This is a genomic window from Clostridia bacterium (assembly GCA_036562685.1).
GTDB lineage: Bacteria > Bacillota > Clostridia > Christensenellales > DUVY01 > DUVY01.
Window position 1 is genome coordinate 1 of record DATCJR010000166.1, and the last position, 11,613, is coordinate 11,613.

The window sequence follows — 11,613 nt, forward strand, 5'->3', positions numbered from 1 at the left end:
ATCTTAAAAGGATTGGAACATAATTTTGACGGAAAAATTTTGGTAAGTACTTTGAATTATCAAAATATATCTCAAAATTATCCTAATGCTGATTTTGTTTGTAATAATCAATTTTTGGCACAAAATTGTCAATATATTCTTTTTGCTGTTAAACCTAAGGATGCTTATAATATTTTTGATGAAATAGAACCTTTTATATCTCAACAAAATATCATCATATCAATAATGGCAGGCATAAAAATATCGACTATTATTAAACGTTTACCTAAAGTTGGCGCAGTAGCAAGAGTAATGCCCAATCTTGCTGCCAAAATAAATCAATCCTGTTCAGGAATTGCGTTTTTTAATGCAACACAAGAAATAAAAGATAATGTTGCTAAGATATTTGATAATATAGGTAAAGTTATTTTTATTGACGAAAGCAAAATGGATGCGGTTACTGGAGTGAGCGGTAGCGGCATCGCTTATGTTTATTATTTTATACAATCATTAATAGATGCTGGTCAAAGCATCGGTTTGACACTAGAAGAATCAAAAGATTTTGCTCTACAAACGGTTTTGGGCGGAGTTGAGATGATAAAACATTTTGAAAATCAAGATATAAATGATATGATTGATGCAGTATGTTCAAAAGGCGGAACAACAATTGAAGCAATCGAAGTTCTGAAGAAATGCAATTTTAAAGAAATTATAATGCAGGCTGTATCAGCAGCATACGAAAAATCAAAAATACTATCTAGAGATTAAAATATGAAAGAAGTGACCATTTATACTGACGGTGCATGCAGCGGGAATCCAGGAAATGGGGGATGGGCTGCAATATTAATTTATAAGGATACCGAAAAAGTTCTTAGCGGGTTTTGTCCTAACACAACTAACAATCGCATGGAAATGTTTGCGATAATTTTTGCCCTAAAAGCACTTAAAGAAAAATGTATTGTTAATATTTATAGCGATTCAGCTTACATAATTGATGCTATGACCAAAAACTGGGTTCAAAAATGGCAGGCTAACAACTGGCGTACATCTTCCAAAGAAGAAGTAAAAAATATCGACCTTTGGCAAGATTTACTGCTTTATTCTTCAATGCATAAGGTAAATTGGAATAAGGTTAAGGGGCATAGCGACAACGAATATAATAATCGATGCGATAAAATCGCAAGGGCAGAAATATCCAAAATAACTGATATTTCCAAATGATTTTATATTAATCCTATATCTTTAGACATATAATATTTCTAAAGCGTATAAGGGTTAATATGAAAAAATCAAATAAGGTTATTCTTAATGTTTCTGCTTTTTTAAGTTTTATAATGATTTTCGGAGTGTATTATTTTTCACAACATTTACCTCCGTTAGCTTATTTGATTATTCAATTTATTAATTTTTCACTTTTATTTGGAATATTATTATTTAATTTTTATCAATTTGAATCATTAATCAAACTCACCTTTACATTTAATGTATCAATGTTTGTAATGCTGGTTGGTTATATAGCACTTGATGTTTCAGGCGTGTTTGACCAATTGTCCAATATGGAATTAATAAAAAATTTCATTTTGGGAACAGGTTTTTGGGGCATGGCCGTTTATATAGGCGTCCAAATAATTCAGGTTGTATTTTTGCCTTTGCCTTCAATAGTTATTAATTTGGTCGGTGTAGCTTTATATGGCCCGACAATCGCGTTTTTGTTGAGTTCTGTTGGTGTGATTTTGGGTTCTATAATAGCTTTTGGATTAGGACGCATATTTGGAAGTAAGCTGGTAGAATGGATAGCTGGAAAAGATAAGGCTATAGAATATCGCCGTTTGCTTAGCAATAAAGGCAGATATATGCTTATATTAATGCTGCTATTTCCGCTGTTTCCTGACGATATATTATGCATGGTAGCAGGAATTACAACAATGTCGTGGAAATACTTTATCATTGTAGTCTTGTTGACACGACCAATAACCATTGCTGTAATGTGCTATATGGGCACAGGAGAAATCATTCCTTTTACGGGATGGGGAATAGCAGTATGGATAGCAATTTTTGCCGTATTTATGCTCTTGTTTTATTATTTAAATAAATATAAGACACAGATCATAGGTTGGATTACTAGAATATTTAGAAAGAAAAAGGTTAGGAGCCGCTCTTTCAGAAAATATACTAGGCCTTAACGCAAAAAGCTCGCGCCTTAAACATAATTTTTGCAATTATAGGAAGGCTTAAAACATTAAATGCCAATATAATGCCTATAAGAGCTTTTGAAAAATGAATAAAATTCAAAAATAAACTTCTATCAGCAATATATAATATCAAAACTATCAAAGCACTTAACAGCAAAAACAGATAAAACTTATTTAGAATTTCTTTCTTGAAGTCAAAATAAATCTTTTTTCGGCGATTAGGCTTATAAAAAAATGCTAACGAAGACATTAATGCTATTAAAATTGCGCTTAATCCGCCTACAAAATAATATCCTGAATTAATATCAAGTTTTAAGCCAAGATTAAGTATTAAAAACATTGAAATATTAACAACAAACAGCAATAAAGAAAAAATGAGAAATTGAGCAAGTTTAAATTTGTTGTAATAAACGTAATAAGTTTTGTAATACTCATTGGCAACTTCTTTTGAAAAAGGTACAACCTTGATGTTGTTTAAATCAAAAGAAGAATATGTATTTTGATCAATAGATGAACTTGCAGAATTACGCGTTATGTTATGATCTGCCTTTTTTATTTCATAAACATGATTTTTTTCTTCAAATAATTTGCCTAAGACATTTTTATATTCTTTATCTAGTTTATATTCCTGCTGAGCTTCTTCTAATGATTCATAAGTGCGGCCAAGCGAGGGGAGAATATTTTCATTAAAATCATAAGACGCATTATTGGGCATGGAATATAATTGATCTTCTGATGATTGAACACTTTGGGTGTTTTTAGCAGGTTTTTTGCTGATGCTTTTTTTGAAATATTCCATAGTCTCTTGCATCAATAAATCACCATAACTTTTCATCGGTGCAGAATTAAGTATTTTCTTTTGATCTGCAAAAAACACTTCATCAGTATTAAAATTTATTTTGGTCTTTCCAATTAATTCATCGTCAACTTTAATTTTGATTTTTTCTTCATCCAAAGGTGTTAATTCAAATTTATTTTCTTGTATAAAAGATTCACGGAGAGCAGGCTGATCGTTTTTTGTAATATCATTTTTAGTTTTTGAATAATCTAAATGATTAATCGCATTGTCTTTATTTATAAAAGAACGAACACTGTCAGTAACCGGCTCTTTAAAATTAATTTGTGAATCTGATAAAGCCCTTGTGCTTTTAGCATAAATAGGGGAACCCTTCAAAGGTACATAAATAGGGACATCTTTTTCAGAACTTTCTATAGATGTCTTTTCAGTATCTTTTTCTTCTTTATTATCATCAATACTGCCAAAAATAAAAATTTGCTCTTTCTTTTTGGGTTGATCGTTTTGATCTATAGTAGAATAATTATTAGATTCTAGATTGTTTTTATCTGTTTCTTTTTCTTGAGTATTGGTTTCAAAATTAGTTTCTTTTTCTTGAGTGTTAATTTCTAGCGTATTGTTATTTAAAGCATCTTTCTGAGTTTGATTTTCAATATTATTTATTGATGTTTGTGCTTGTTCTTGAGCGATAACAGTGGATACATTGTCAGTTTCTTTTGGCTGAACGTCAAAAACATTTTGCTGTTGTTGATTTTGACTTTCTAATTCTCTATTTTGTGATGGTGTCTCATTATTAAGAAATTCTGAATTGATAGCTTCAGACCTTCTTTTGGCTATAAGCTTATCGATTAAAGTTCGTGAATATTCCCAATCGGCTTGAATTTTTTCAAAATACTCTTTGCCTTTAGGAGTGATTTTATAATATTTTCTTCTTCCGCCTAAGGTTATTTGACCCCAAAATGAAGTTATATATCCTTGAGATTCAAGTCTTTTTAGACAGCTATATAGGGTAGGTTGTTTTAAGATATATTCGCCTTGACTTTTTGCTTCTACTTCTTTTAAAATTTCATAGCCGTATTTATCGCTTTCAACCAAAGCGCGTAGTATGATAGTATCAATATTTCCACGAATAAGATCGCTATTAATATAATAATTATCCATAGATATATAATATTAAAACTGTTAATAATTGTCAAATCAAAATACTATGTCTGACATACTAGCAATCGAAAACAAGTTTTTTCGATAATCATCGTTAATTGATTTGCGTTTTTAAGTATTTATTGTATAATTTCTATGTTGTTATTTATTAATTATTTTTTTAGGAGTATTTATTTTAATATGCAGGATGTTAGTAGCTATTCTCAAAAATTTTTTGTAACCATTTATGACGTTGATTTTCGCGGAAATTTGAAACCAAGTTCTATTTTAAATTATTTTCAAGAAGTCGCCACAAAACATGCCATTATTTTAAAGATTGATTATCATAGCCTTTTGAAAGTAAATGAATTCTGGGTTTTGTCCAGAATATGTGTAAATATTGACCGTTATCCCAAATATGGCGATGAAGTTACAGTTGTAACTTATCCTATAAATCCTAGATTAGTGGATTGTGACAGAGATTATTATATTCTAGATAAAAATGGCGAAGTTTTGATAAGGGGAGTATCAAAATGGCTTATTTTGGATTGTGAAACACACAAAATTAAAAAAATTAATCCTAATTATTTTGGCGGACTTGATTTTATCGACAAAAGAGCAATTGATAATCCCGAATGGAAAGTAGAGCCTATTGAAAATATGCAAGAAGTCTTAAAAAATAAAGTCCATTTAGACGATATCGATTTTAACAAACATATGAATAATGCAAAATATGCTAATGTGATTTTTAATGCGCTTTCACCTGAAGATATTTTAAATAAAAAAATTAATGCATTTTCGATTAATTATCTTAATGAAATGAAATATCAAGACGAATATGTTGTAAAGAGATTTTACAAAAATGAATACGATGTTATACTTGAAATAGAAAGCAATAATAAGCCTGCTTTTAGATCTCAAATTTGGTTTGGTGAAAAATAATTTGAATTATAAAATAATAAAAAGCAAAAGAAAAACTTTGGCTGTAAGTATAGACAATGTAGGCAATATTCTTGTCAAAGCGCCATTAAGAATGCCGCAGGCTATAATAGACGAATTTTTATTATCCAAAAGTAATTGGATTATTTCAAGACAAAATAAAGCTAAAAGCCTATATCAAAGATATCTTGGACTATATGACTATAACCAAATAATGTTTTTGGGCGAGATAAAAAAATGTGTTTTTAATGACACAAAAATTATAGAAATAAAAGATGATTATATTTTTATCCCAAGAAAATATCAATCTGTAGACAAGAAAAGAGCATATCAGAATGCTCTGAAAAATTTTTTTATTATACAGTCCGAAAATATACTTTTAAAAAGACTACAAAAGATTAGTGAACTTACTGGTTTAAAGTTCAATAGTCTAAAAATAATAAATTCTAAGTCTAGATGGGGCAGTTGCGATAAAGATGGTAATATTAGCATAAATTTTAGAGCGGTAATGCTTGATGAAAATTTGAGAGATTATCTTATAATACATGAATTGGCGCATACCATTGAATTTAATCATTCATCAAGATTTTGGAAAATTGTAAATACATATATTCCGCAATATAAGGCGATTAGAAAAAAACTTAAGGACTATAATTTCTTACAAGACTTATTTAGATGACAAATTATCTTGATTTTTGTATTATTTTTATATGAAAAATAGGATAAAATGTCATCTAAAACTAATAAGTCTTATTTTATTTTTGGTATTTTTTAGTTTTGCTTTTTTAGTTTCTTGTGACAAATCAGAGAAAAAAGATTCTGTATTTTCGATAGAAGTACTTTTTAATGATGAGAATCATTCAGATTTTAAAGCTAAAATAAATGAAAAGTTTTTTATCAGCGTAACCGTTAATGATTATAAAGAACTTTTTGATGATTTTGAAATGTTTTATGCATGGATAGATTATAACGGCGAAAAAGTTCAATTAAATTACGGAAATAACCAAGTATCTTTTAATAAAACAGGAAATTATCAAGTTAAGGTATCAATTATTGATGCTTATAGAAGGCTAGTAACCAAAAAAATGCCTTTTAGCATTATAGATGATCAGCCGCCTCAATTTTTTGGAAAAATTAATGATTTTATTGAAAATAATATAGCTTTAAATGCATATTGGGATGTGGGTTGGATATTGCCTGATTTTGAGATTATTGATGACTCTGGCGAGAGTATTATGCCTGACATAATAGCAAAAACAGGGGAAATAAAAACTTATTATACTAGAGATAATAAAAAACTTTATTATTATATTAACAGCGAAAAAGAAAACATCATTGAAGACACGATTACGATAACAGCAACAGATTCATCAAAAAATAAAAAAACAATTAATTTGGATGTAAAACATAATAAATCAGAATGGTTTGTTAAAAAATATAACGATCAGGAATTCATAGTAATTGATGATACCAATATTTTTAAGACACTATTTTTTGAAGGATATAATAAACAAGAAAATCAAAAAGAAAAATCTTTTATAGGATATAAACCTAATAACCCAAATAAGATTGATAATATAATCATAGACTTTATCAAATTTGATACGGATTCTTCATTTGAACTAAGTTTTGAAGACAGTAATATATTTAAAAAATATACAATCAATTTCAAATTTTACGATCAAAAAATTTATGTTGAAAATTTTGAATTTAACGCAGCGAAAATTTTAGTATCTTTGAATAATGACAACACTATCTCTGTTTCGGACGATCAAAATACATATATTTTGACTATAGATAATATTCAAAACATTACAGCAGCAGAATTGACAATGAGTAATTTAAATTTTAATGCCAAAATTAATTTAGAAACCTATTAAAATTAGGATAGGGTAAAGGATATAAAGCATTTTTTATGAAAAATTTATTAGGATTTATTCATATTAAATAAACAGGTATCAAATAAAATGAAATAATAAAATATTGTTATCGGAAGAGCAATAATACAATAAATAGGTAAGTTTGCAAACTTATCATTGAATTAAACATCTCAAAACGTTATTTTATTAAAAGAAAACAGAAAACAAAGCAAATAAATCCCTTTTTGCTTTATTTTTGTTAAATTTCAATCAACTTTAACATCAAGTTATTAAAAATAGGGGATGCCGAACTATGCGCAAAACAATGCTTTTACGAATAGTTGAAGCAAAAATGCGGTGTTATAACAGCTTTCTGATAGTTTTTAAAAATATTTCATTTTTAAGGTTGGTTATCTATGGTTTTAATAATGTGCTTAGCGCTTATCTTTTAATCATATGTGCCGTAATAATTGTATAGCTAAATGAATTTATTGTAATTATGATATTATCTATTTCACATACCAATTATTTCCTTTCTTGTAGATAAGACTATTTGGATTTTTTAATTTTTCTATGCAATAATCAACTACATACTTTACATCAATATTTAGATTCATTTTAATTCTATCAATACCCATTTTCGTAGTATGTATTTTGTTTATCAATCAAAAAACCTTTGTCTTGCATTATTTGAAACCTCTTATTTACCAGGCTTTTGGATCGGAACCCCAATCCTTTGATTTTAATAGCAATAAAGTATTTTTACATAATGATAAAGATATTTTAAATCCTATTTTTTACTCTATAGAGTATTCTATTTAACATATATATTTTAATGTACTTGCCCATTAATTTATTATTTTAAACTATTATATCAAATATAATACTATATCATTTTGACTATAATCTTCTTAAAAATAGCTATACGGATGAATAACATTTTCTTCCTTTGGATTAAGTCCTGTCAATATTCTGTCTTGTATAACAAAAGCACGGCTAATTGAAGAATATCCAAAACGATGTCTTATCTTATCTATTGTTGTTTCTAATTTCTGTACTTTATCTGACATATTTTCTTCTTTAAAAAAGCTTATTTGATGAATTTCTTGACTATAGGTAAGTTCTGACACTTTCAGTCCGACATTTCTGACAGGCATATTAAAATTATAAAATTTAAACAAATTCATTGCTGTATCAATAATTGTTTTTGAAATAGATGTAGGTTCTTTAATTTTTGTTTGTTTACTCCAGCTTACCATATTGGTATTCTGAAGACACAAAGAAATTACTTTTCCCTTTAAACCTTGTTCTCTTAATCTGGCTGCTATGCTTTCAGCCAAAACAATTATTACCATTTTGATATCAGCTTCTGTTTTAAGATCTCTGATTGTCGTAGTACTATTACCTACAGATTTAACAAGAGGGTCGTCGCCCTCAACACAAACAAAAGATCGGTCATATCCGTTTGCAAAATCCCACAAATATTCTCCCCATTTTCCCATAGAGGATTTTAAAAAATTACGATCAGAATTGGCTATGTCGCCTATTGTTCTGATGCCCAAATTTTCTAATTTGTGTTCAGTTGCTCTTCCTACATATAATAATTCTTTAGCTGGCAAATTAAATATTAATTTTTTATAATTATCACGGTTTATTTCAGTTATTGCATCAGGTTTTTTCATATCGCTGCCCAATTTGGCATAGATTTTGTTCCAACTCACTCCTATGCTTACAGTAAGACCTAATTCATCTTTTATTCTTTGTTTTATTGTTTTTGCTATAGTTAATCCATTTCCAAAAAGTTTTTTACTTGCAGTAACATCTAGCCAGCATTCATCAATACCAAAATTTTCAATATGGTCAGTATATTCTCTATAAATTTCATGTACCAGTTCAGAATATTTTAAATATTTTGGAAAATCTGCGACCACAATTTCCAAATCCGGACATTTCTGACGCGCTTCCCATATAACATCGCCTGTTTTTATTCCATATGCTTTAGCAAGATAATTTTTTGCTAAAACTATTCCATGTCTTAAACTAGGATCTCCGCAGACAGCCAATGGTTTCTTGCGTAAACTAGGATTTTGCTTACATTCAACCGAAGCATAAAAATTATTCAAATCAGAGTGCAATATTATTTTATCCATATCTTCTTCATATTAAACAAATGTTTATCAATTGTTAATATAATATATTAAGCATAAAAAGTCAATATGCCGAAGATATCCAAATTTTGGAAATAAATTGCAAAAATCTAAAAACTAAACTTCTACTTTAGCAACCGCTCCAAGATATTGTTTGTTATTATCTATTAAAGGTTTGACTTCATTATTATAAAACTCTACAACTTGCTCAGCTGCTCTGCCTGCAAATTTTTTGGGATCTAATAAGGTATCAAGAGTATCTTTTATAGAATCAAACATAGGATCGTCAGCTATACGTTTTAATAAATCATTGTCTTTGCCTTTTTGCTTAACTTCCATTGCGCTTAATTGAGAATGCTGTCTGATTCTTTCATGAAGTTCCTGTCGGTCTCCCCCTTTTGACACGCATTCCATCAATATCTCTTCAGTTGCCATAAAAGGTAATTCTGAATCAAGATGTTTTTTTATGACATTTTCATAAACTACCATATTTTCTGCAATATTGAGATAGAGATTCAAAATGCCGTCTAATGCCAAAAATGCCTGAGGAATGACTATTCGTTTATTGGCCGAATCATCCAAAGTACGTTCAAACCATTGAGTTGATGTGGTGATTGAAGCATTTATAGGCAAACTTATTACAAATCTAGACAAAGCACATATTCTCTCGCTTCTCATTGGATTGCGTTTGTAAGCCATTGCAGAACTTCCCACTTGACCTTTTTCAAAAGGTTCTTCTACTTCTTTTAAATGCTGTAAAAGCCTTAAGTCGTTAGCAAATTTATATGCACTTTGCGCAATCATACTCAAAACAGAAAGTACAGAATAATCAAATTTTCTAGTATAAGTTTGACCAGTTACTCCGTAAGCCGATTTGTAACCCAATTTTCGCAAAACAAGCTTTTCTAATTTGATTACTTTTTCTGAATCACCATTAAAAAGACTCAAAAAGCTGGCTTGAGTACCTGTAGTTCCTTTTACGCCTCTGAGTTTAATATTATCTATTAAAAAATCTAGGTTGTTACAATCGAGTATCAAATCCTGAAGCCATAGAGTAGCTCTTTTACCTACCGTAGTGGGCTGTGCAGCTTGGAAATGAGTAAAGCCCAAGGTAACAAGGTCTTTATATTTCAGGGCAAATTTTGATAGCTTGTCTATTAGAGTAATAAGTTTTTTCTTAATAATTTCAAGCGCTCTATGTATCATAATAATTTCAGCATTATCTGTTACATAGCAGCTTGTTGCTCCAAGATGTATTATGGGTTTTGCGCTTTTTGCTTGTTCGCCGTAAGCATAAATTTGAGCCATAACATCGTGACGAACGATTTTTTCGCGCTCTTGAGCCGTTTCCCAATTTATATCAAATTCATATTTTTTTAATTCTGCAATTTGCTCATCAGTTATATTAAGTCCTAGCTCTTTTTCACTTTCAGCCAGAGCAATCCATAATTTGCGCCATAATTGTATTTTGGTTTTATCCGAAAAGACTTCAGACATTTCAACGCTTGCATATCTTGTAATCAAAGGATTTTCGTAAAGATTATGTTCCATTTACAAACCTCAAAAAGCTTTCAAAATTTTTATAAAATAGTCTATCAATAACTTTTTTATTATATCCTATTTTATTTAATTTTTCTACTAATAAAGATATGTCAGAATAGTTTTTGAGGTTTTTAGGTAAATTTTGGGTTCCAAAATAATCTGTCCCAAAACATAATCCTTTATCTTCGAATTTACTTAAATAATGATCTATATGTCTTATGACATCATCTTCTTTAGGTATATTTTGATTACATAAAAATTCACCTACAAAAGATAAACCTATTACGCCTTTTTTATCTATAATCGCCTTGATTTGCTCGTCATTTATGTTTCTTTTATGTTTTTTTATAGAATAAAAAGCAGTATGAGAATTTATTATATAACCATCAAAATTATCTATACAATCCCAAAAAGTCCTTTCATTTAGATGTGCTGTGTCTAAAACTATATTATTTTGTTTTAAAACGCGCAGGAGTTGTTTGCCTTCTTGTGTCAAACCTCTTTCTCCGAAGGCACCGCCTCCCAAATAATTATCATAATTCCATGTCAAAGATACATAAAAAGGCTTAATTTCTAAAAACTTTTCAAAATCATTTTCTGCTAAGAAAGAAATGTCTTCAATTCCAAATAAAAGTTTTCCGTTCAAATTTAGTTCTTGATATTCATTTATCAAGTTTTTTATATCTACTATAGTATTATATTTTGTATGTGTAGTCCAAACAGCAAGCACTATACTACTCAAAAACTTTGAATTATCTGTTAGATACTTTTTTGCATTTTCAAAGTCTTGAACAGTTATTAAATCATTATGAAGATCGCAAATTTTTGGTTTTAAAATCATTTTAATATATATGCTGAAAATTAAATTTAGGTCATAAAAAAAGAACCCATCAATTTTTTTTGATGAGTTCTTTTTTCTATGTTAATATTTTTTTTAAATATATTTATTTAATGTATTGATTATATTCTCTTTACTAGTATAACCAATCATACGATCTATAACTTTACTATCTTTAAAT

Annotated in this window: 10 protein-coding genes and 1 pseudogene; 6 read left to right on the forward strand and 5 right to left on the reverse strand. The window is 28.8% G+C overall.

All coding sequences use genetic code 11. The annotated features are described in order from the left end of the window. From proC to VIL26_07490, 3 genes are all read left to right on the forward strand, one after another. Nucleotides 1-747: pyrroline-5-carboxylate reductase (gene proC, locus VIL26_07480; GenBank protein ID HEY8390768.1), on the forward strand; the 747-nt coding region annotated here is incomplete at its 5' end. A 3-nt stretch (nt 748-750) separates the two neighbouring features. Beyond that, entirely contained in the window at nt 751-1,200 is a 450-nt protein-coding gene (gene rnhA, locus VIL26_07485; GenBank protein ID HEY8390769.1) for a ribonuclease HI, read from the forward strand. A gap of 59 nt (nt 1,201-1,259) precedes the next feature. Then, complete coding sequence (locus VIL26_07490) at nt 1,260-2,162, forward strand: TVP38/TMEM64 family protein (GenBank protein ID HEY8390770.1); 903 nt, start codon at nt 1,260-1,262, stop codon at nt 2,160-2,162. On the opposite strand, the gene VIL26_07495 is transcribed toward VIL26_07490, so the two are convergent. Beyond that, on the reverse strand, nt 2,152-4,128 hold the full coding sequence (locus VIL26_07495; protein HEY8390771.1) for a helix-turn-helix transcriptional regulator: 1,977 nt from the start codon (nt 4,126-4,128) through the stop codon (nt 2,152-2,154). The two genes, VIL26_07490 and VIL26_07495, sit on opposite strands and share 11 nt — an antisense overlap. 180 nt (nt 4,129-4,308) lie before the next feature. Here VIL26_07495 and VIL26_07500 point away from each other — a divergent pair, with 180 nt between their 5' ends. The 3 genes from VIL26_07500 to VIL26_07510 are packed head-to-tail and all read left to right on the forward strand — an operon-like array spanning nt 4,309 to nt 6,926. After that, complete coding sequence (locus tag VIL26_07500) at nt 4,309-5,049, forward strand: acyl-ACP thioesterase domain-containing protein (protein HEY8390772.1); 741 nt, start codon at nt 4,309-4,311, stop codon at nt 5,047-5,049. 1 nt (nt 5,050) lies between these two features. Further along, a complete protein-coding gene (locus VIL26_07505) occupies nt 5,051-5,725 on the forward strand; it encodes a SprT family zinc-dependent metalloprotease (protein ID HEY8390773.1) in 675 nt (224 codons plus the stop codon). A 31-nt stretch (nt 5,726-5,756) separates the two neighbouring features. Beyond that, the gene (locus tag VIL26_07510) at nt 5,757-6,926 is read left to right on the forward strand and encodes a hypothetical protein (protein HEY8390774.1); all 1,170 of its coding nucleotides are present in this window, start codon (nt 5,757-5,759) and stop codon (nt 6,924-6,926) included. A gap of 420 nt (nt 6,927-7,346) precedes the next feature. Here the strand turns inward: VIL26_07510 and VIL26_07515 are convergent. From VIL26_07515 to VIL26_07530, 4 genes and pseudogenes are all read right to left on the reverse strand, one after another. After that, nucleotides 7,347-7,592: pseudogene (locus VIL26_07515) on the reverse strand (DUF3781 domain-containing protein). A gap of 224 nt (nt 7,593-7,816) precedes the next feature. Next, complete coding sequence (gene dinB, locus VIL26_07520) at nt 7,817-9,055, reverse strand: DNA polymerase IV (protein ID HEY8390775.1); 1,239 nt, start codon at nt 9,053-9,055, stop codon at nt 7,817-7,819. Between the two features lie 114 nt (nt 9,056-9,169). Next, complete coding sequence (purB, locus tag VIL26_07525; protein ID HEY8390776.1) at nt 9,170-10,603, reverse strand: adenylosuccinate lyase; 1,434 nt, start codon at nt 10,601-10,603, stop codon at nt 9,170-9,172. Beyond that, nucleotides 10,593-11,435 (reverse strand): membrane dipeptidase, encoded by an 843-nt coding sequence (locus tag VIL26_07530; GenBank protein ID HEY8390777.1) that lies wholly within the window; start codon nt 11,433-11,435, stop codon nt 10,593-10,595. Before VIL26_07530 ends, purB begins: the two co-directional genes overlap by 11 nt. Nucleotides 11,436-11,613: the final 178 nt, after the last annotated feature.

What these genes read in the sequence shown, in the direction of transcription:
- VIL26_07510 (HEY8390774.1), top strand. Translation starts at nt 5,757, where the DNA reads ATGAAAAATAGGATAAAATGTCATCTAAAACTAATAAGTCTTATTTTA.
- rnhA (HEY8390769.1), top strand. Translation starts at nt 751, where the DNA reads ATGAAAGAAGTGACCATTTATACTGACGGTGCATGCAGCGGGAATCCA.
- dinB (HEY8390775.1), bottom strand. Translation starts at nt 9,055, where the DNA reads ATGGATAAAATAATATTGCACTCTGATTTGAATAATTTTTATGCTTCG.
- VIL26_07495 (HEY8390771.1), bottom strand. Translation starts at nt 4,128, where the DNA reads ATGGATAATTATTATATTAATAGCGATCTTATTCGTGGAAATATTGAT.
- VIL26_07490 (HEY8390770.1), top strand. Translation starts at nt 1,260, where the DNA reads ATGAAAAAATCAAATAAGGTTATTCTTAATGTTTCTGCTTTTTTAAGT.
- VIL26_07530 (HEY8390777.1), bottom strand. Translation starts at nt 11,435, where the DNA reads ATGATTTTAAAACCAAAAATTTGCGATCTTCATAATGATTTAATAACT.
- purB (HEY8390776.1), bottom strand. Translation starts at nt 10,603, where the DNA reads ATGGAACATAATCTTTACGAAAATCCTTTGATTACAAGATATGCAAGC.
- VIL26_07500 (HEY8390772.1), top strand. Translation starts at nt 4,309, where the DNA reads ATGCAGGATGTTAGTAGCTATTCTCAAAAATTTTTTGTAACCATTTAT.